A 19,188-nucleotide genomic window follows, 5' to 3' on the forward strand; every position below is an offset into this window, starting at 1 on the left:
CGGGGTGATTCCCGCCTTTTGGGTTCGAAGAGGGTTGGCGATGCGCGCTTGTCCTCCTCTCAACCTCAACGCCTGATAAAAGGCTGTTATTATGCAAAGCCAAAACATCCGTATTCGGCTGAAGGCATTTGACTATCGCGTTCTGGATGCCAGCACGCAAGAGATCGTCAATACTGCCAAGCGGACCGGCGCGAACGTGCGCGGCCCGATCCCGCTGCCGAACAAGATTGAGAAGTTCACGGTTCTCCGTGGCCCTCACGTTGACAAGAAATCCCGCGACCAGTTCGAGATCCGCACGCACAAGCGTCTGCTCGACATCGTTGATCCGACCCCCCAGACCGTTGACGCGCTGATGAAGCTCGACCTCGCCGCTGGTGTGGACGTCGAGATCAAGCTGCAGTCGTAAGATCGGAGGGTATAGATTATGCGCTCTGGTATTATCGCAAAAAAAGTAGGCATGACCCGCCTGTTCATGGAAGACGGCAAGCAGATCCCTGTGACCGTTCTTCACCTGGACGGCCTGCAGGTCGTTGCACAGCGTACTGCTGACAAAGACGGCTACACCGCCGTTCAGCTGGGCGCTGGTGCTGCCAAGGCAAAACGCACCTCGAAGGCCATGCGCGGTCACTATGCCGCTGCAAAGGTCGAGCCTAAGCGTAAGCTGGCCGAGTTCCGCGTCTCCGAAGATGGCCTGATCGAAGTGGGTGCCGAGATTTCGGCAGAACACTTCCTGGAAGGTCAGAAAGTTGACGTTTCGGGCACCTCGATCGGTAAAGGCTTTGCCGGTGCAATGAAGCGCCACAACTTCGGTGGTCTTCGCGCCTCGCACGGTGTTTCGATCAGCCACCGTTCGCACGGTTCGACTGGCCAGTGTCAGGATCCGGGCAAGGTTTTCAAAGGCAAGAAGATGGCCGGTCACATGGGTGCTGCCCGTGTAACCACCCAGAACCTGGAAGTCGTCAAAACCGACGCCGACCGTGGTCTGGTCTTCATCAAAGGCGCCGTTCCCGGACCGAAATCGGGCTGGGTCACCGTCAAGGACGCCGTCAAGAAGAAAGCACCGGAAGGCCTGCCTTTCCCGGCAGCCGTAAAAGGTGCTGCAACTGAAGCACCTGCGGAAGAAGCTCCCGCGGAAGGTGGTGAAGCATGAAACTTGATGTAATCAAACTGGACGGCGGCAAAGCCGGCAACATCGAGCTGGACGCCGATCTGTTCGGCCTTGAGCCGCGCGCGGACATCCTGCACCGTGTGGTCCGTTGGCAGCGCAACAACGCTCAGGCTGGCACCCACAAGGTCAAGACCCGCTCGGAAGTGTCCTATTCGACTAAGAAGATCTATCGCCAAAAAGGCACCGGTGGCGCACGCCACGGCGCTCGCTCGGCACCGATCTTCCGGGGTGGTGGCGTTTACAAAGGTCCGGTCGTGCGTTCGCATGGTCATGACCTGCCGAAGAAGTTCCGTAAACTCGGTCTGCGCCACGCGCTGTCTGCCAAAATGGCAGCTGGTGAACTGGTTGTGATCGAAAACGCCGAAGCCGAAGGCAAGACCGCTGCACTGGCCAAACAGGTTGCAAACCTGGGCTGGAAACGCGCTCTGGTCATCGACGGGGCGACCGTGAACGAAGGTTTCCTGAAGGCGTCGCGCAACATCGAAGGTCTGGATATCCTGCCGTCGATGGGTGCAAACGTTTATGACATCCTCAAGCGTGACACTCTCGTGCTCACCAAAGCGGCTGTCGAAGCACTGGAGGCTCGTCTGAAATGAGCGCGAAGGCAGAACACTACGACGTGATCCGCAAGCCGATCATCACTGAAAAGTCGACCATGGCGTCTGAGAACGGCGCGATTGTCTTTGAAGTGTCGATCGACAGCAACAAACCGCAGATCAAAGAAGCGGTTGAATCGCTGTTTGGTGTCAAGGTGAAGGCGGTCAACACCACCATCACCAAAGGCAAGGTCAAGCGGTTCCGCGGCCAGTTGGGCAAGCGGAAAGACGTCAAAAAAGCATATGTGACCCTGGAAGAGGGTAACACCATCGACGTAAGCACCGGTCTCTGATCGGACCCGTCTTTGGGAAAAGAACAAAGGGCCCCTGTTGATGCAGGGGCTCTTTTTTTGTTGGCGCAGCTCGTTTGGCCGCGTTGAACTTGGCCCGGACCTGTGCACAGTGACCTCTAGGCAGTGAGACGGGTGATATGCAGGCTGAACAGCAGGTTCGCGATTTCGGGAAAACCCGGGATGGTCAGATCGTCAGAAGCATCGAAATAGGGCAGGGGGCGCTTTCTGCGCGTATCTTGACTTATGGCGCAACGCTGCAGGATCTGCGTGTGCAGGATTTTGAGCATCCTCTGATATTGGGGTGGCCAGAGATTGCAGGCTATGAAGACAGCACGGCTTACCTAGGAGCCATGGTGGGCCGTTGTGCCAATCGGATCGCGCGTGCGTCATACAGTCTGGATGGCGCTGGCTACCAGCTGGATCGCAATTATTTGGGTATTCATACGTTGCACGGCGGAATGCAGGGTATGGATTGTCTGGTCTGGGAAATTTCCAGCGTTACATCGGGAGCGGTCACTTTGCAGCTGACCCTGCCTGATGGCCATATGGGCTTTGGCGGCGACTTGGCAACGACAGTGACCTTCCGAGTTGAGGCCGACGCTACATTGAGTATTGAAATGGAAGCGCGGACAACGTCGGCAAGTCTCTGCAATCTGACCCCGCATATCTACTTCAACCTCGACGGTGGCGCAGACATCCGCAAACACGAACTAATGGTGCGCGCTGAACGCTACACCCCTGTTGACGGGGACCTCATTCCCACAGGTGAAGCGCTTAGCGTTGAGGGCACGCCCTTTGACCTACGGTCACCGCGACCTTTAGGAGGCTGGGCATACGATCACAATTACTGCCTGTCCGATCAGCGTCTGCCTTGTCGTCCTGTGGCGACGTTGACCGGCCTGTCCTCGGGTCTGACGATGCAGCTAGAGACGACCGAGCCGGGTTTGCAGGTCTATTCCGGTTCGTCTTTGGATGAAGGTCCACGCATTGGCTTGGGCGGCCAACCCTACGGCCCTTATTCTGGCGTCGCTTTGGAACCACAGGTCTGGCCCGATTCAATCAATCAGCAAGGGTTTCCCAGTGCGGTATTGCGCAAGGGCCAAACCTATCGCCATGTTTCACGATACGTGTTTCAGGGCGGGGGGTAAAATCAGGAGGTTCCGTGATCAGTTGGGCCGCCGCAAAACGTCAATAAAGCAAATTTGACCACATAAGAGGGTTACACCATCGACGTGAATACCTAACTCTGATCGGGTCCAACTGTGGATAAGTAAGAAGGCACCCGCGAAAGCGGAGGTTTCCCGAGCAACAACACCAAAGAAAATGAGCGCGACGCAATCGCCTCAGCCAGAATTCGCTTGCTATGCCGGAACGGTAGTCTATGCGGTTTCTACAAACAGAAGTGACATGGCAGGCGTATGACAAAACCCTATCTCTCGACCCCGGACAAACCGGATGTGACCGCCGCGCGGGATTGGGTTTCGACACTTGCCAAATACCGCGAACCGAACCAGTGGCGCAGCTCCTTTGAGTTGGGTGTCAGCATTATCCCCTTTTTCGTTTTATGGGCGCTGTCCTGGATGTCGCTTTCGGTCAGCTATTGGCTGGCTTTTGCGATTGCCGTTCTCAACGCGGCCTTCCTGCTGCGCCTGTTTGCGATCCAGCATGATTGCGGGCACGGAGCGTTCTTCAAGAACCGGTCGGTCAGCGACTGGGTTGGGCGGGTCATCGGTGTTTTGACCCTGACGCCGTATGACGTCTGGCGCCGTACGCATTCCAACCATCACAACAGTTCGGGCAATTTGGACAAACGGGGAATGGGCGATATCCACACGTTGACTGTTGCCGAGTATCAGTCAAAGACGCCCATGAACCGGTTTTGGTATCGCGTGTACCGCAACCCTATCACACTGTTTGTCCTAGGCCCCGGCTATCTGTTCCTGTTCCAAAACCGCCTCCCGCTGGGTTTGACGGGCAGCGTCAGGTTCTGGATCAGCGCGATGGGCACAAATCTTGCCATTCTGGCTGCCCTCGTCGCCGTTTACTATTTTGGCGGCCTGATGCCGGTGCTGCTGATCTTTCTGCCCTCAACCCTGATTGCCGCGACTGCGGGTGTGTGGCTGTTTTACGTGCAGCACCAGTTCGAGGACACACATTGGGATACCGATGAGGACTGGCAATTGCACGAGGCCGCCCTGCACGGAAGCTCGCATTACATCCTGCCGTCCGTGCTGCAGTGGTTCAGCGCGAATATCGGTATCCATCACGTGCACCACCTCTACAGCCGCATTCCGTTCTATCGCCTGACCGAGGTGCTGCGCGATCATGATGAACTGGCCAACAGCAACCAGATGACCATCCGTGAGAGCCTCGCCAACGCGCGCCTGCATCTGTGGGATGAGAAGGGCCGTCGCCTGCTGTCCTTCGCCGAGGCCCGCGCGCTTTATGGGTGAGGGGTAGGTTCCTCGACCAGCTGGGCCGTCGGAAAGACGTCAAAAAAGAAAATGTGACCCTGGAAGAGGGTAACACCATTAACGTTCTACCGGTCTCTGATCGGATCCGTCTTTGGAGAGAGATAAGGGCCCCCGCGAAGGCGGGGGCCTTTTTTTGATTGACGGGGCTCTCTACTTCAAATTGTTGAATGTTTGACTGGTGGGCTCAAACCGCTATCCTTGAGACGATAGTCAATTGGAGGGATTTGATGCTTTTTCGAACCATTTTTGCCGCGTTGGCTGCTGCAACAACTCTGCATGCACAAGGCCAACCGATTGTACATGATGGCGAGTACAAATTCCTTCGGGCGCAATTCGGTGATCAATGGGACGCGCAGGATCTCGAAGTCGATGCAAAGCTTGCAGCTATTCGATCTGCCAATAATGACCGCCCACCAAACATATTCTTTGTCCTGATAGACGATGTGAGTTTCGGCCTGATGGGCAGTCGGCCAATGAACTATGTGACGGGCTTTGATACCCCGGAAATCAACGATTTTGCCGCAGAGAGCCTTTCTCTTATGCGCATGTATACAGAGCCCTCTTGCACTCCGACGAGAACGGCTTTTTTGACGGGTCGCCACCCGGTTCGTGCCGGGCAGGAAGAAGTGAAAGTTGCCCTGGTTGGCGAAGGACTGTCGGCAGATGAGGTGACGCTGGCTGAGGTTTTAAAGCAATCCGGTTACAATACTGCCCATGTAGGTAAGTGGCATCAGGGAGATATTGAGCAGTCGTTCCCGCACAATCAGGGTTTCGATAACGCCTTTTTTCCTGTCCATCAGCAAGTGCAGCTGAGTTTGATGACACCTGAAGCCGCAGCAGCGAGCAATCTAAACGGTTGGCACCGATCTACCCAGTCCGGTGAATTTGCCGTTGACCAACTGTTTAAACCCTATGGGCTTGTGACGGGGTTGGAGGCTAAGGCGGGAGGATTGGCCCGAGAAGTTGACCTCGCTCCGGGTGAAGAATGGACGCAGGCGCATTACGAACGAATGAATGAACGCTACCAATCCCAAGCCCTGGAGCAGCTCGAACTATTGTCGAAAGAAGACTCTCCCTTCTTCCTGCAATATTGGCCGCTCTATCCGTTGAACTTCACCTATTCCGATCAGCAAACGAGTCGGAATGGTGGCTTCATGGCAGACAAGTTGGAAGTTGTAGATACATGGTTTGGTGAATTGCTGGCCAAGATTGATGACCTCGGTATGTCCGAGAACACGCTGGTCATTTTCATGGCGGACAACGGGATTTTCAAACAATACTCGCCGGATTCGGGGATGATGGAGTTGATATATCGCGGTGGTAAAGCCGAACACCTTGAAGGTGGTGTGCGGGTTGATGCTTTTGTCAGATGGCCAGCCGCCGTCGAAGCCGGAAGCTATGCCGGTGACATTATTCACGTCTCAGATCTATACACCACGCTGGCTCGGATCGCGGGAGGCAGTGAACATATTCCGCGCGATCGTGTGATAGATGGGATCGACCAGACCGCATTGCTTTTGGAGGGCGAAGGGAACTCACGCCGAGACTACGTCTATATCTACGAGGGCCCTGTTCTGCGTTCGATTGTTAAGCAGGAATTCAAAATGCACTTACCGCCGCCCGGTGTGCCCGGCGCTGCAGCGCCGGTTTATAACGTGTTGCGTGACCCTCGTGAATCCACGCCCGATATCGGTGGCTCACTCTGGTCCGGCGCGTCCTTTCAGGACATGATGAAACGGCACCAGAAGATGATCGAAAAGTATCCTCACCTGCCACTGGGCAAAGGTGTGCCCTATGGGGGGATCGAAAACCTGCGGCCCGAGAGTGAAAAGGCCCGCGAAGTGTTTTCAAGCTGGCAGTAGGTGCTGCTTGAGGCGATCGCATGTTTGGAAGATGAAATTCGGGTTTCTTCTATAGACACCCACCCCCAACACTGCTAAACGCTCCCAATCTTACGGCCTCGGATTCGTTCCGGGGCCTCTGATATTTGTAACCGGGGACCTTCGGGGCCCTATACCCTTGGCACCTACGGGGGCCTATCACATAGCGGGGAAATCCCCTGCACTTGCTAAACGGAAGACAGAAAGCATGGCACTCAAGTCGTACAAGCCGACGACGCCGGGCCAGCGCGGGCTGGTGCTGATCGACCGTTCGGAGCTTTGGAAAGGACGTCCGGTCAAGTCTCTCACTGAGGGTTTGACCAAATCGGGCGGCCGGAACAACACCGGACGGATCACTTCACGCCGCCGCGGCGGTGGCGCAAAGCGTCTCTACCGGATCGTTGACTTCAAACGGAATAAATTTGATGTCGCGGCAACCGTCGAACGGATCGAATATGACCCGAACCGGACCGCATTCATCGCACTGGTAAGATACGAAGACGGCGAGCAGGCATATATCCTTGCTCCGCAGCGTCTGGCTGTTGGTGACAAAGTCGTGGCATCCGCCAAGGCTGACATCAAGCCGGGCAACGCAATGCCGTTCTCGGGCATGCCCATCGGTACCATCGTCCACAACATCGAGATGAAGCCTGGTAAAGGCGGTCAGATCGCACGTGCGGCCGGTACTTACGCTCAGTTCGTTGGTCGCGATGGCGGCTACGCTCAGATCCGTCTGAGCTCGGGCGAGCTGCGCATGGTCCGTCAGGAATGCATGGCCACCGTCGGTGCCGTGTCCAACCCCGACAACAGCAACCAAAACCTCGGTAAAGCCGGTCGTATGCGCCACAAGGGCGTTCGTCCGTCGGTTCGTGGTGTTGCAATGAACCCGATCGATCACCCGCACGGTGGTGGTGAAGGTCGTACCTCGGGTGGCCGTACACCGGTTACTCCATGGGGTAAGGACACCAAGGGTAAGCGTACCCGCAACAAGAACAAAGCGTCCCAGAAGCTGATCATCCGCTCGCGGCACGCCAAGAAGAAGGGACGTTAATCTATGTCTCGCTCTGTTTGGAAGGGTCCTTTCGTCGATGCTTACGTGCTGAAAAAAGCCGAAGCAGCGCGCGAGTCGGGCCGCAACGAAGTCATCAAGATTTGGTCGCGTCGTTCCACCATTCTGCCCCAGTTCGTGGGTCTGACCTTTGGTGTGTACAACGGCCATAAGCATATCCCCGTCAACGTCTCGGAAGACATGATCGGTCAGAAGTTCGGTGAGTATTCGCCAACTCGTACCTATTACGGTCACGCCGCTGACAAAAAAGCGAAGCGGAAGTAAGTCATGGGCAAGGAAAAGAACCCCCGCCGCGTGGCTGAAAACGAAGCAATGGCGAAAACACGCATGCTTCGCACTAGCCCGCAGAAACTGAACCTGGTTGCGCAAATGATCCGCGGCAAGAAAGTTGAGAAGGCTCTGACCGATCTGACTTTCTCGAACAAGCGTGTCGCGCAGGACGTCAAGAAGTGCCTGCAGTCCGCAATCGCCAACGCCGAGAACAACCACAACCTGGACGTTGACGAGCTGATCGTCGCCGAAGCATGGGTTGGCAAGAACCTGGTCATGAAGCGCGGTCGCCCGCGTGCCCGTGGTCGGTTCGGCAAGATTATGAAGCCGTTCTCGGAGATCACCATCAAGGTGCGTCAAGTTGAGGAGCAAGCCTAATGGGTCATAAAGTAAATCCGATCGGCATGCGCCTGCAGGTGAACCGCACCTGGGATAGCCGCTGGTACGCCGACACCAAGGACTACGGTGATCTTCTGCTGGAAGACCTCAAGATCCGTGAGTTCATCAACAAAGAGTGCAAGCAGGCCGGTATTGCCCGTGTGATCATCGAACGTCCGCACAAGAAGTGCCGCGTTACGATCCACACCGCGCGTCCCGGTGTCATCATCGGCAAGAAAGGTGCAGACATTGAAGTTCTGCGCAAAAAACTTGCTCACATGACTGACAGCGAACTGCACCTGAACATCGTCGAAGTGCGCAAGCCCGAGCTTGACGCGCAGCTGGTTGCCGAGTCCATTGCTCAGCAGCTGGAACGTCGTGTTTCGTTCCGTCGCGCAATGAAGCGCTCGGTTCAGAACGCCATGCGCATGGGCTCTCTGGGTATCCGGGTGAACGTCGCTGGCCGTCTGGGCGGCGCTGAAATCGCACGGACCGAGTGGTACCGCGAAGGCCGTGTGCCTCTGCACACGCTGCGCGCCGACATCGATTACGCACATGCCGAAGCGATGACCCCCTACGGGATCATCGGGATCAAGGTCTGGATCTTCAAAGGTGAGATCATGGAGCACGATCCGCAGGCACGTGACCGTAAAGCACAGGAACTCCAGGACGGCCCTGCACCTCGTGGTGCTGGTGGCGGTCGTCGCTAAGGAGGGAAAGATATGCTTCAACCAAAGCGTACTAAATTCCGCAAGATGCACAAAGGCCGGATCAAGGGTGAAGCCAAAGGCGGCTCTGATCTGAACTTTGGCACCTATGGTCTGAAAGCTCTTGAGCCTGAGCGTGTAACTGCACGCCAGATCGAAGCTGCACGTCGTGCCATGACGCGTCACATGAAGCGTCAGGGCCGTGTCTGGATCCGCATCTTCCCCGACACTCCGGTCACTGCAAAGCCGATCGAAGTTCGTATGGGTAAAGGTAAAGGTTCGGTCGACCGCTGGGCATGCAAAGTCAAGCCTGGCCGCGTGATGTTCGAGATCGACGGCGTCAATGACGACATCGCCCGTGAGGCCCTGCGCCTGGCCGCGATGAAGCTGCCGATCAAGACCCGCGTAGTGATCCGCGAAGACTGGTAAGCGATTGGGCGAAAGCCCTTCGTAACAAGATTAACCCCCGTCGGGACACCGGCGGGGGTTTTCTTTTTCGTCAGCCTATTGTGATCCATCCCATCGTTTCGTGAAAGAAGTCGACGATTGTCCATGGCCCCCATAGGCTGACAATTGTGAATGGGAGGATCATATGTTTCAGCTGCGCAAGAAGGTATTCATCAAAGAGGTCATAACCACCGATCAATTGGGGCAACTATGTGCTCCGGTCTGCCGGGTTGCAGCTTTGGCAGTAATACAGAACCCACTCGCCGGTAAATTTTCGGAAGACTTGTCCGAGCTGTTTGAAATAGGTGGTGCGCTCGGCGCTGACCTCGCGGCCGAGGCTGTTTCTCAACTCGACGGTTCTCCGATTTCGTATGGTAAAGCAGCGATTGTTGGCGCGAATGGCGATCTCGAACAAGGCGGCGCACTGATCCACCCGAAACTTGGCGCTCCTATGCGTGCTACAGCGGGTGGGGGCGAAGCTGTCATTCCGTCTAATGCCAAGCTCGGGGCACCGGGATGTTCAATCGATCTGCCGCTTGGGCACAAGGACAACCCGTGGTCCTTTGACCATTTCGATACCATGACTTTGAATATTCCTGATGCGCCGAAACCGGACGAGATCGTCATGTGTCTGGCCTACGCAGATGGCGGACGCCCGATCCCGCGCTGCGGTTCGGGACCGGTCAAAAACTGAAGGCTGGTCGGGGCTGGTCTTGGGTCAGGGCTTGGGCTATGCCCGGCCCATGGCACAGATTGAATCACTCTTCGTTACTCGTCTTTATCGCGCAGCACTTTCCGAATTCGATCCCAAGATCGATCCCGAGGAAATGGAAAACTCTTGTCTTGTCATCGCCGAGGATGATGAGGCCGGGCAGGAATGGTGCGAAGAAAACGGCTATCCCGGCTACACCAGCTATGCCTCGCTGACCGATCTGCCCTGGCGGTTCCCGATCTTTGCCGATCTGGTCAAGGCGTTGGATCAGCATGTGGCAGCCTTTGCCAAGGATCTGGAGTTCGATCTGGGCGAGGGTGAATTAAAGCTCGAAGACCTGTGGATCAACATTCTCCCTGAAGGCGGAATGCACTCCAGCCACCTGCACCCGCACAGCGTGATTTCCGGCACGACCTATGTGGCGATGCCCGAAGGGGCGAGCGCGCTGAAACTGGAGGACCCCCGCTCGGCCCGCATGATGGCGGCACCGACGCGGCTAAAGGGCGGGCGGCGGGATTTGCAGCCGTTCATCTATATGAAGCCGCAGGTGGGGGATGTCCTGCTGTGGGAAAGCTGGCTGCGCCATGAGGTGCCGATGAATATGGCCGAGGATGAGCGGATCAGTGTCAGCTTTAACTATAAGTGGGAGTGAACCCCGGGTCACGACACAGCAATTGTACTAGTGTAGCGATTGCGGGACGAATGGGCGGCGCCCCCGCCAATCACTTTTCACTTCGAGTTGTCGAAAAACCTTGCAATATGTGTCGTCATGAACCATGTGAGGCACGCTTACGTTTTTCTTTTTCGACCACTGTCTCCCGAATCTTCGGCGTTCAGTCTCTCGATCCAGACCTACAACGCCGCGCTGTCGCAATTCCGCGGACAGCAATTTAATAGGAGACTACGGATATGGCCAATGGCACCGTAAAATGGTTCAACACAACTAAAGGTTTTGGCTTCATCGCACCGGAGACCGGTGGCAAAGACGTGTTTGTACACATCTCTGCTGTTGAGCGCTCGGGTCTGACCGGCCTGGCTGACGACCAGAAAGTAACATTCGACATCGAGCCCGGCCGTGACGGTCGCGAGTCGGCTGTGAACATCGCTCTGGCGTAAGTCACTTAGACTTAGACAGTTGAAGACGCGGTCTCGTGCAAACGAGGCCGCGTTTTTCGTTTCAATTTAGACCTAGCTAGATTTTTGACTGAGTTGCCACACACCTTCGATTGGAATGGTCAGTAACACAATCTGAGAAAATCTGGAGCCAGCTCATATAGTATCTTGTATGCTCCTTGGATCATGGGGGGTGTTTGCTGTGAAAGAAGCTGAACGAGTGGTTCGCCAATTCCACGAGAGTTGGGGTATGCGCGATCCTGATCGCGGAGCCGAGGTAATTGCCGAAGATTGCCAGTTTGAGGATGTTGCTCGTGAAGAAAAACAACTTGGCAAGTTAGCATACAAAGAGGACTACGAGCGCTGGCGACTGGCATTCCCAGATGGAGAATGCATCGTTGACAATGTGATCGTCAGCGATTGCGGTGAATGGGCTATCGTCGAGTTCCACAACACCGGCACTCATACAGGTGTGCTGCATTCAAGCCTTGGTGAATTCGAACCGACCGGAAAGCGATACGAAGTGCGTTATTGCTCGGTGATGCGGGTGAAAGGTGGCATGGTTGTTGAGGGAAGAGACTATTACGACAGCGCCACCATCGCACGACATTTGGGCTTAGTTAAGTAAGCAAGGAATAGCGTGCTTAGAGTAGCTGCTTGTGTCTTCCCAAAGTTTCCCTTGCCACCCACCAGCGACTCCCCTATAGAGCGGCATCTTGCGTTCCCCCGGCCGAGTCGGGGGATTCGTATGTCTATCATTCATCCACCAGGTCAAAGGTGACCCTGTAAGGGGCCTTCTGGTGTTTTGAGCAAAGGAAAAGGCGATGAACGCCCAAGAACTGCGTGACAAGACCCCGGACCAGCTCCGCGAGGAACTGGCCAACCTGAAGAAAGAAAGCTTTAACCTGCGCTTTCAACAGGCAACCGGTCAGCTGGAAAGCACCGCCGGCATCAAAGCGGCCCGCCGCAACGCTGCCCGCGTCAAAACCATCCTGAACGAAAAGGCCGCTGCTGCGGCATCGGAGGAGTAATCCTATGCCCAAGCGTATCCTGTCCGGCACCGTAACCAGCGATGCCAACGCACAAACCGTAACCGTGTCCGTCGAGCGCCGCTTTACGCATCCGGTTCTGAAGAAAACCATCCGTAAGTCCAAGAAATACCGGGCTCACGATGAAAAGAACGCCTTCAAGGTCGGTGACTCTGTTCGCATCATCGAATGCGCGCCGAAATCGAAGACGAAACGTTGGGAAGTTCTGGAAGCGTAAGCTTTCAGGATTTTTCCATTTGTCGAAACCCTGGGGGATCTAACCAGACCAGCCCCCACAGGTCGGGAGAAACCACATGATCCAGATGCAGACCAATCTGGATGTCGCTGACAACTCCGGCGCACGCCGAGTTCAGTGCATCAAGGTCCTGGGTGGTTCCAAGCGTAAATACGCCTCCGTCGGCGACATCATTGTCGTCTCGGTGAAGGAAGCCATCCCGCGCGGCCGCGTAAAGAAAGGTGACGTCCGTAAGGCCGTCGTCGTACGCACCGCCAAAGAAGTCCGTCGCGAAGACGGCACCGCGATCCGTTTCGATCGCAACGCCGCCGTCATCCTGAACAACAACAACGAGCCGGTAGGTACCCGTATCTTTGGCCCCGTTGTTCGTGAACTGCGTGGCAAGAACTTCATGAAAATCATCTCGCTGGCTCCGGAGGTGCTGTAATCATGGCTGCTAAACTCCGCAAAGGCGACAAGGTCGTCGTGCTAGCCGGCAAGGACAGGGGCAAAGAGGGTACTATCACCTCGGTTGACCCTAAAGCCGGTAAAGCTGTTGTCGATGGCATCAACATCGCCATCCGTCACACCCGCCAGACCCAGAACAGCCAGGGTGGTCGCCTGCCTCAGGCAAACCCGATTGAGCTGTCGAACCTGGCTCTGTTGGACAAAAACGGTAAAGCAACCCGCGTTGGCTTCCGCATGGAAGGTGACAAGAAAGTGCGCTTCGCCAAGACCACGGGGGACGTGATCGATGCTTGATAACGCAACCTACACCCCGCGTCTGAAAGCTCAGTACGCTGAAACCATCCGTGCCGCTCTGAAAGAAGAGTTCGGCTACAAGAACGACATGCAGCTGCCCAAGCTGGACAAAATCGTTCTGAACATCGGTTGTGGTGCCGAAGCGGTCAAAGATTCGAAGAAAGCAAAAGCTGCTGTCGAGGATCTGACTGCGATTGCTGGTCAACAGGCTGTTTCGACCAAGGCGAAGAAGTCGATCGCTGGCTTCCGCGTCCGTGAAGACATGCCGCTGGGCGCGAAAGTGACCCTTCGCGGTGACCGGATGTACGAATTCCTGGATCGTCTGATCACCATCGCGATGCCACGGATCCGTGACTTCCGCGGCGTGAAGCCGTCTTTCGATGGTCAGGGCAACTTTGCCATGGGCATGAAAGAGCACATCGTGTTCCCGGAAATCGACTTCGACAAAGTTGACGAAGTCTGGGGCATGGACATCGTAATTGCCACCACAGCGAAAACCGACGCTGAAGCAAAGGCACTGTTGAAAGCTTTCAACATGCCGTTCAACGCGTAAGCGCCGGGAGGATTGAGACATGGCTAAAAAAGCAATGATCGAACGCGAGAAGAAGCGCGAACGCCTGGTGGCCAAATATGCCGCAAAGCGTGCCGAGCTGAAAGAAATCGCGAATGACGAGAGCAAGCCGATGGAAGAGCGCTTCAAAGCGCGTCTGAAACTGGCGAAACTGCCGCGCAACAGCTCGGCTACTCGTCTGCACAACCGCTGTCAGCTGACCGGTCGTCCCCACGCTTACTACCGTAAGCTGAAGGTCAGCCGTATCGCGCTGCGCGAGCTGGGTTCTGCTGGTCAGATCCCCGGCATGGTGAAATCGAGCTGGTAAGGGAGAGAATGATATGAACGATCCTATCGGCGATATGCTCACCCGTATCCGCAACGCGCAAATGCGTGGCAAGTCCACCGTTTCCACCCCGGCTTCCAAGCTGCGCGGTTGGGTTCTGGACGTGCTGGCGGACGAAGGTTACATCCGTGGCTACGAAGCGACGACCGGTGAAAACGGTCATCCGGCCATCGAAATCAGCCTGAAATACTACGAAGGCACCCCTGTCATTCGCGAACTGAAGCGGGTCTCGAAGCCCGGTCGTCGCGTATACATGGGCGTCAATGACATCCCGCAGGTCCGTCAGGGTCTGGGTGTGTCGATTGTCAGCACTCCGAAAGGTGTGATGTCGGACCAGAACGCACGCTCCAACAATGTTGGTGGCGAAGTGCTCTGCACCGTCTTCTAAGGAGGTCTGTCAATGTCTCGTATTGGTAAACGTCCGGTCGAATTGCCCAGCGGCGTAACTGCCTCGGTTTCCGGCCAGACCATCGAAGTCAAAGGCCCGAAAGGCGCCCGCAGCTTCACTGCGACCGACGACGTTACGCTGTCGGTCGAAGATAACGTGGTTCAGATCAACCCTCGCGGTATGTCCAAGCGCGCGCGCCAGCAGTGGGGCATGAGCCGCACAATGGTCGCAAACTTGGTGACCGGTGTGACCGAAGGCTTCAAGAAAGAGCTGGAGATCCAGGGTGTTGGTTACCGGGCTCAGATGCAGGGCAACACCCTGAAGCTGAACCTGGGCTACAGCCATGACGTTGATTTCGTCGCTCCGGAAGGTGTCACCATCACCGCGCCGAAGCAGACCGTGATCATTGTGGAAGGTAACGACCAGCAGCAGGTGGGCGAAGTCGCGGCGAAAATCCGCGAATGGCGCCGTCCCGAGCCCTATAAGGGCAAAGGCATCCGCTATAAGGGCGAGTTCATCTTCCGCAAAGAAGGCAAGAAGAAGTAAGGACGCAAACAATGGCAAACAGCAAAAGAACCCTGTTTCTGAAGCGCCGCCTGCGCGTTCGGAACAAACTTCGCAAGGTCAACGCGGGTCGTCCGCGTTTGTCCGTACACCGTTCGAACAAGAACATCTCTGTTCAGCTGATCGACGACGTACGTGGCGTGACCCTGGCCTCGGCCTCGACCCTAGAAAAAGATCTGGGTGTTGTTGGCAAGAACAACGTCGAAGCGGCCACCAAAGTGGGCGCGGCCATCGCCGAGCGTGCCAAGAAGGCAGGCGTCGAAGAGGCCTATTTCGATCGTGGCGGCTTCCTGTTCCACGGCAAAGTGAAGGCTGTCGCCGACGCTGCGCGTGAAGGTGGTCTGAAGATCTAAGACTTGCGGGCGGGTTTCGATCCGCCCCGATGATCCGGGGGCCTTGGCAATGCCGAGGCCCACTTGGATTGAACAAACGACGCCGCAAGCGTCACCAAAAAAAGGGATGCCAAAATGGCAGAACGTGATAACCGCCGGGGCCGTGGACGTGACCGCGACGAAACTCCGGAATTCGCAGATCGTCTGGTAGCGATCAACCGCGTATCGAAAACCGTAAAAGGTGGTAAGCGCTTTGGCTTCGCCGCTCTGGTGGTCGTAGGCGATCAGAAAGGCCGCGTCGGCTTTGGCAAAGGTAAAGCGAAAGAAGTACCTGAAGCCATCCGCAAAGCGACTGAACAAGCCAAGCGTCAGATGATCCGCGTGCAACTGCGCGAAGGTCGTACCCTGCACCACGACATCGAAGGCCGTCATGGCGCCGGTAAAGTGGTTATGCGCAGCGCACCTGAAGGTACCGGTATCATCGCCGGTGGTCCGATGCGTGCCGTGTTCGAAATGCTGGGCGTAAAGGACGTTGTGTCCAAGTCGTTGGGCTCGCAGAACCCGTACAACATGATCCGCGCCACCATCAACGGCCTGCAGAAAGAGCAGAGCCCGCGTTCGGTTGCCCAGCGTCGTGGCAAAAAGGTTGCTGACATCCTGCCCAAGCGGGACGAAGCACCAGCTGCTGCTGAAGCAGAAGCATAAGGAGAGCGACCCATGGCAAAAACCATCGTCGTCAAGCAAATCGGTTCCCCGATCCGTCGCCCCGCTGAACAGCGCGCAACTCTGATCGGCCTGGGCCTGAACAAGATGCACAAAACCCGCGAGCTTGAGGATACCCCCTCGGTGCGCGGCATGGTCAACAAGATCCCGCATCTGGTTGAGATCATCGAAGAGCGCGGCTAAGCGCCTTGCTTCTAAGAGCTAGAAACGCCTCCGATCAGTTCGGGGGCGTTTTTTTGTCTAAGGGCAGTGTTGACTGTCGCCTCACCCGATGTGGTTTTAGTTCAACTTGTACGTATTCCGCTTATTACCCGCCGCATATAGTCCATGAACTGCGCCCGCTCAGGCTCAGTCAGAACTTGCAAGGCTTGGGAATTCACGTTCTGGGCCGACTCATAGGCGCTGTTTCTAAGCGCGACGGCCTTTTCGGTTAACCAGATCAACTGAGCCCTGGCGTCAGCGGGGTTTTTCGTTCTTTTGATCAAGCCGTCGCGCTCCATACGGTTGAGCGTGTTGGCCAGGGTCGCCTGTTCGACGTCAATCTTGGCCAGCAGATCCTTTTGGGTGACCCCGTCTTTGAGCCAAAGCTCCAGTAAGACTGGGAACTGTCCAACAACGATGCCCAAAGGCGCAATGTGGTGTTGCAGCTCTTTCGCGAACAATCGCGCCATGTGATTGACCAGATATCCGGCCGAGTTCTCTTTTTCGAAATCCATGCTTGAGATTTACACTTGAATAGCAAGCTATGCAATAATATATAGCAAGCTATACAAGTGAATGAAAAGGAATCGAAATGGCTCATATCGAAGAGATGGATAAAGTCGTCACACTGGCTGATCAGATGCAGGCCGAGGAAGGCCCCGTGGTCCTGATCAACGTGTTTACGGTGGACGCGAAAGACGAAGAGGAGCTGTTGAAGGCCTGGGCACACGATGCGGACTTCATGAAATCCCAGCCGGGATACATCTCGACCCAGCTTCATCAGGGTATCGCCGGCAGTTCGACCTTTGTGAACTATGCGATCTGGCAGGACGTCAAAAGCTTTCGCGACGCCTTCACCCACCCAGAGTTCCAGCGCCGAATTGCAGACTATCCCGAAAGCGCGGTGGCACGTCCACATCTTCTAAGAAAGCTCACAGTCGAAAACCACTGCGTCGCCTGATGCCAAAACCGGAGTAGCCGCATGTTAAGAGTAATCCACCCCATCGCCGGAGTAATCGGTTTTCTTACAATATTCGTGTTCTGGACGTCCACTTTGTACAGCGAGTTGTTTGCGACCCATGCGACTGTCGCAGCTGTAAAGTCCATGATCGTCAGTGGGCTGTTTATCCTTGTGCCCGCGATGGTGATCGTAGGTGCATCCGGCTTGTCCCTTGGGCGTCGACGCAAGGACGCACGGGCGCTAGCCAAGAAGAAGCGAATGCCGATCATCGCGATGAACGGCCTGTTGATCCTTGTTCCTGCCGCAATCTATCTCAGCTCAAAAGCAAACGCAGGGGACTTCGATGCCAGTTTTTACTCTGTGCAGGTCGTTGAGTTGCTCGCGGGGGCAACCAACCTGACGCTGATGGGGCTGAGTATACGAGACGGCCGGGCGATGACTGCCCGCAGAAGACGTGCGGGAAAGTAGCTGGACCAGGCTTTGACCGTAGCCGCCGTTTCATCGCATGCTATCGGTCTCGCAGCATCGATCCCTGCTGCTCAGCTATTCAATAGATGCATAACGGCTAGACCGAAACTTCGGTTGTTAGCGATATCGCCTGGACCTATCTCAGCCCTGTCCAAACAAGGAACGCAAACAGTATCCGGGGAATTCGCCCCGGGCAGAGAAAGGAAATAAACTATGGCACATACAGCAACATATTCCCGCGACGGCTTTGGCCTGAGCGCCCGCATCGCGAACTTTTTCCAGCGCGTCAAAGAGGCAAATGCCCTGCGTGCTCAGTATGATCAGACTTATTCTGAATTGCAGAGTCTGACAGATCGTGAACTGGACGACATCGGAGTCCGCCGCTGCGATATAAAGGACATCGCTCGGGACCACGTTTATTGTTCGTGATCTTCCCGACAACCTGATCAAGAGACGCCCGCGGGCGTCTCTTCTGATTCCGGGGTGCTCTTGGCACAGTCGACAGGAAATTAGCTCCAACCGTTGCGACCCTGCGGGAAATGGGCCAAACACGCAGTTGGGCGCCTGTCGGAGCCGCAACCAAGAACAACATGAAGGGTCGGATCCGGTGAAAGAGTATCAGGTTGGCATGCTTTGGATTGAAGGCCCTCTCAGCTTTCTCGAGCAGTTGTGCATCAAATCATTCCTGGATGTCGGTCAACATGTTCGCCTCTATACTTACGGGCCGGTCACAAACATCCCCGAGGGTGTCGAAGTGCGTGACGCGCGGGAGGTACTGGCGGATGATGAGGTGATCCTACACAAGCGCACGGGCAGTCCCGCGCTGCATTCCGACAAGTTTCGCGTGCAGATGCTGGCGAAAGTGCCGGACATAATCTGGGCCGATACCGACGCGTATTGCGTCAAACCCTTTACAACTGAAAACGGTCATTTGCATGGTTGGCTAGCCGCGCACGAAATCAACGGTGGGGTGTTGGCTTTGCCTGCGGACAGCGCAACGCTGTATGATTTGATCGATTACACCAATCACCCTTGTCGCATTCCGCATTGGCTGTCGCCCAAGCAACGGCGGCCGCTTATTGACATGGCCTTGGCTGGTGAAACGCCGCACGCAAGCGATATGCCGTGGGGCATTTGGGGCCCACGCGCCCTGACCTGGCTTTTGCGGGACAATAATGAGGCTCGATTTTCCCAACCCCAAGACGTTTTGTACCCTGTAACATACAAGGATCGGCGGGCAATGATGCGGCCCAATGGAAATGCCGAGCGGTTCCTTACTGAGAACACCATGTCGATCCATTTTTACGGACGGCGCATGCGTTCGTTCATACGCAACAGGTTCAATGGAATCCCGCATCCGGAAAGTATGGTTGGCCGGTTGGTCGAAAAGCATGGGATCGACCCGCACGCAGCGCCCTTGCAGACAAAAGCCGCAACAGACGACCTTGTCGACGTGTCTGACGAATGACGTCTAGGGGCTGTGGGCTTGCCAACTTGTCCCAACAGTCCTATACGCCTGCGGT

32 protein-coding genes and 1 pseudogene are annotated in these 19,188 nt (G+C 55.9%); 32 read left to right on the forward strand and 1 reads right to left on the reverse strand.

What is annotated here, in order from left to right:
- Positions 1-91 precede the first annotated feature (91 nt).
- The 28 genes and pseudogenes from rpsJ (at position 92) to rpmD (ending at position 16,218) form a co-directional block, all read left to right on the forward strand.
- Complete coding sequence (rpsJ, locus tag AC2FFP_RS15695) at positions 92-406, forward strand: 30S ribosomal protein S10 (protein WP_008756422.1); 315 nt, start codon at positions 92-94, stop codon at positions 404-406.
- Positions 407-424: 18 nt separating this feature from the next.
- A complete protein-coding gene (gene rplC / locus AC2FFP_RS15700) occupies positions 425-1,150 on the forward strand; it encodes a 50S ribosomal protein L3 (protein ID WP_058272361.1) in 726 nt (241 codons plus the stop codon).
- A complete protein-coding gene (gene rplD / locus AC2FFP_RS15705; RefSeq protein WP_050605826.1) occupies positions 1,147-1,764 on the forward strand; it encodes a 50S ribosomal protein L4 in 618 nt (205 codons plus the stop codon). The genes rplC and rplD overlap by 4 nt, the downstream gene beginning before the upstream one ends.
- Positions 1,761-2,057 carry a 50S ribosomal protein L23 gene (locus tag AC2FFP_RS15710; protein WP_496770187.1) on the forward strand — a complete coding sequence of 99 codons (297 nt, stop codon included), beginning with the start codon at positions 1,761-1,763 and terminating at the stop codon, positions 2,055-2,057. Before rplD ends, AC2FFP_RS15710 begins: the two co-directional genes overlap by 4 nt.
- A gap of 137 nt (positions 2,058-2,194) precedes the next feature.
- Positions 2,195-3,205, forward strand: a complete 1,011-nt coding sequence (locus AC2FFP_RS15715) for an aldose epimerase family protein (RefSeq protein ID WP_496881228.1) — start codon at positions 2,195-2,197, stop codon at positions 3,203-3,205.
- Between the two features lie 270 nt (positions 3,206-3,475).
- A complete protein-coding gene (locus AC2FFP_RS15720) occupies positions 3,476-4,510 on the forward strand; it encodes a fatty acid desaturase (protein ID WP_496725239.1) in 1,035 nt (344 codons plus the stop codon).
- 5 nt (positions 4,511-4,515) lie between these two features.
- A pseudogene (locus tag AC2FFP_RS15725) lies at positions 4,516-4,596 on the forward strand (50S ribosomal protein L23); the annotation flags it as partial.
- Between the two features lie 162 nt (positions 4,597-4,758).
- Complete coding sequence (locus AC2FFP_RS15730; protein ID WP_496725241.1) at positions 4,759-6,393, forward strand: sulfatase-like hydrolase/transferase; 1,635 nt, start codon at positions 4,759-4,761, stop codon at positions 6,391-6,393.
- Positions 6,394-6,619: 226 nt separating this feature from the next.
- On the forward strand, positions 6,620-7,462 hold the full coding sequence (gene rplB / locus AC2FFP_RS15735; protein WP_496770183.1) for a 50S ribosomal protein L2: 843 nt from the start codon (positions 6,620-6,622) through the stop codon (positions 7,460-7,462).
- A 3-nt stretch (positions 7,463-7,465) separates the two neighbouring features.
- The gene (rpsS, locus tag AC2FFP_RS15740; RefSeq protein WP_010437056.1) at positions 7,466-7,744 is read left to right on the forward strand and encodes a 30S ribosomal protein S19; all 279 of its coding nucleotides are present in this window, start codon (positions 7,466-7,468) and stop codon (positions 7,742-7,744) included.
- A 3-nt stretch (positions 7,745-7,747) separates the two neighbouring features.
- Positions 7,748-8,128: a 50S ribosomal protein L22 gene (gene rplV / locus AC2FFP_RS15745; RefSeq protein WP_039538267.1), complete on the forward strand. Its 381-nt coding sequence runs from the start codon at positions 7,748-7,750 to the stop codon at positions 8,126-8,128.
- Positions 8,128-8,838, forward strand: a complete 711-nt coding sequence (gene rpsC, locus AC2FFP_RS15750; protein ID WP_496725243.1) for a 30S ribosomal protein S3 — start codon at positions 8,128-8,130, stop codon at positions 8,836-8,838. Before rplV ends, rpsC begins: the two co-directional genes overlap by 1 nt.
- Positions 8,839-8,850: 12 nt before the next feature.
- The gene (rplP, locus tag AC2FFP_RS15755; protein ID WP_058272368.1) at positions 8,851-9,264 is read left to right on the forward strand and encodes a 50S ribosomal protein L16; all 414 of its coding nucleotides are present in this window, start codon (positions 8,851-8,853) and stop codon (positions 9,262-9,264) included.
- Positions 9,265-9,427: 163 nt separating this feature from the next.
- Positions 9,428-9,976 carry an amino acid synthesis family protein gene (locus tag AC2FFP_RS15760; RefSeq protein ID WP_282120538.1) on the forward strand — a complete coding sequence of 183 codons (549 nt, stop codon included), beginning with the start codon at positions 9,428-9,430 and terminating at the stop codon, positions 9,974-9,976.
- 49 nt (positions 9,977-10,025) lie between these two features.
- Entirely contained in the window at positions 10,026-10,646 is a 621-nt protein-coding gene (locus AC2FFP_RS15765; protein ID WP_058272454.1) for a 2OG-Fe(II) oxygenase family protein, read from the forward strand.
- Between the two features lie 257 nt (positions 10,647-10,903).
- The gene (locus AC2FFP_RS15770) at positions 10,904-11,110 is read left to right on the forward strand and encodes a cold-shock protein (RefSeq protein ID WP_010437077.1); all 207 of its coding nucleotides are present in this window, start codon (positions 10,904-10,906) and stop codon (positions 11,108-11,110) included.
- A 199-nt stretch (positions 11,111-11,309) separates the two neighbouring features.
- Positions 11,310-11,735, forward strand: a complete 426-nt coding sequence (locus AC2FFP_RS15775; RefSeq protein WP_298937828.1) for an ester cyclase — start codon at positions 11,310-11,312, stop codon at positions 11,733-11,735.
- A gap of 196 nt (positions 11,736-11,931) precedes the next feature.
- A complete protein-coding gene (gene rpmC, locus AC2FFP_RS15780) occupies positions 11,932-12,138 on the forward strand; it encodes a 50S ribosomal protein L29 (RefSeq protein WP_037311745.1) in 207 nt (68 codons plus the stop codon).
- A gap of 4 nt (positions 12,139-12,142) precedes the next feature.
- Positions 12,143-12,373 (forward strand): 30S ribosomal protein S17, encoded by a 231-nt coding sequence (gene rpsQ / locus AC2FFP_RS15785; RefSeq protein ID WP_058272371.1) that lies wholly within the window; start codon positions 12,143-12,145, stop codon positions 12,371-12,373.
- A 76-nt stretch (positions 12,374-12,449) separates the two neighbouring features.
- On the forward strand, positions 12,450-12,818 hold the full coding sequence (gene rplN / locus AC2FFP_RS15790; protein ID WP_008757934.1) for a 50S ribosomal protein L14: 369 nt from the start codon (positions 12,450-12,452) through the stop codon (positions 12,816-12,818).
- Between the two features lie 2 nt (positions 12,819-12,820).
- A complete protein-coding gene (gene rplX / locus AC2FFP_RS15795; RefSeq protein ID WP_496881229.1) occupies positions 12,821-13,132 on the forward strand; it encodes a 50S ribosomal protein L24 in 312 nt (103 codons plus the stop codon).
- Positions 13,125-13,685 (forward strand): 50S ribosomal protein L5, encoded by a 561-nt coding sequence (rplE, locus tag AC2FFP_RS15800; protein ID WP_058272373.1) that lies wholly within the window; start codon positions 13,125-13,127, stop codon positions 13,683-13,685. The genes rplX and rplE overlap by 8 nt, the downstream gene beginning before the upstream one ends.
- A gap of 19 nt (positions 13,686-13,704) precedes the next feature.
- Positions 13,705-14,010 carry a 30S ribosomal protein S14 gene (gene rpsN, locus AC2FFP_RS15805; protein ID WP_010437098.1) on the forward strand — a complete coding sequence of 102 codons (306 nt, stop codon included), beginning with the start codon at positions 13,705-13,707 and terminating at the stop codon, positions 14,008-14,010.
- Between the two features lie 13 nt (positions 14,011-14,023).
- On the forward strand, positions 14,024-14,416 hold the full coding sequence (gene rpsH, locus AC2FFP_RS15810; RefSeq protein ID WP_008757119.1) for a 30S ribosomal protein S8: 393 nt from the start codon (positions 14,024-14,026) through the stop codon (positions 14,414-14,416).
- Between the two features lie 12 nt (positions 14,417-14,428).
- Positions 14,429-14,962, forward strand: a complete 534-nt coding sequence (gene rplF / locus AC2FFP_RS15815) for a 50S ribosomal protein L6 (protein ID WP_058272374.1) — start codon at positions 14,429-14,431, stop codon at positions 14,960-14,962.
- Between the two features lie 11 nt (positions 14,963-14,973).
- A complete protein-coding gene (gene rplR / locus AC2FFP_RS15820; protein ID WP_010437103.1) occupies positions 14,974-15,333 on the forward strand; it encodes a 50S ribosomal protein L18 in 360 nt (119 codons plus the stop codon).
- 114 nt (positions 15,334-15,447) lie between these two features.
- Positions 15,448-16,017: a 30S ribosomal protein S5 gene (gene rpsE, locus AC2FFP_RS15825; RefSeq protein WP_058272455.1), complete on the forward strand. Its 570-nt coding sequence runs from the start codon at positions 15,448-15,450 to the stop codon at positions 16,015-16,017.
- 12 nt (positions 16,018-16,029) lie between these two features.
- Complete coding sequence (gene rpmD / locus AC2FFP_RS15830; RefSeq protein ID WP_008757946.1) at positions 16,030-16,218, forward strand: 50S ribosomal protein L30; 189 nt, start codon at positions 16,030-16,032, stop codon at positions 16,216-16,218.
- A 101-nt stretch (positions 16,219-16,319) separates the two neighbouring features.
- On the opposite strand, the gene AC2FFP_RS15835 is transcribed toward rpmD, so the two are convergent.
- Complete coding sequence (locus tag AC2FFP_RS15835) at positions 16,320-16,751, reverse strand: MarR family winged helix-turn-helix transcriptional regulator (RefSeq protein ID WP_496725250.1); 432 nt, start codon at positions 16,749-16,751, stop codon at positions 16,320-16,322.
- Positions 16,752-16,828: 77 nt separating this feature from the next.
- Here AC2FFP_RS15835 and AC2FFP_RS15840 point away from each other — a divergent pair, with 77 nt between their 5' ends.
- The 4 genes from AC2FFP_RS15840 (at position 16,829) to AC2FFP_RS15855 (ending at position 19,133) form a co-directional block, all read left to right on the forward strand.
- Entirely contained in the window at positions 16,829-17,197 is a 369-nt protein-coding gene (locus tag AC2FFP_RS15840) for an antibiotic biosynthesis monooxygenase family protein (RefSeq protein WP_496844620.1), read from the forward strand.
- A 21-nt stretch (positions 17,198-17,218) separates the two neighbouring features.
- A complete protein-coding gene (locus tag AC2FFP_RS15845; RefSeq protein ID WP_496844619.1) occupies positions 17,219-17,665 on the forward strand; it encodes a hypothetical protein in 447 nt (148 codons plus the stop codon).
- Between the two features lie 213 nt (positions 17,666-17,878).
- Positions 17,879-18,094 carry a DUF1127 domain-containing protein gene (locus AC2FFP_RS15850; RefSeq protein WP_496725256.1) on the forward strand — a complete coding sequence of 72 codons (216 nt, stop codon included), beginning with the start codon at positions 17,879-17,881 and terminating at the stop codon, positions 18,092-18,094.
- Positions 18,095-18,272: 178 nt separating this feature from the next.
- Positions 18,273-19,133: a hypothetical protein gene (locus AC2FFP_RS15855; protein ID WP_496881230.1), complete on the forward strand. Its 861-nt coding sequence runs from the start codon at positions 18,273-18,275 to the stop codon at positions 19,131-19,133.
- Positions 19,134-19,188: the final 55 nt, after the last annotated feature.

The organism is Ruegeria sp. YTSC004, assembly GCF_059609805.1.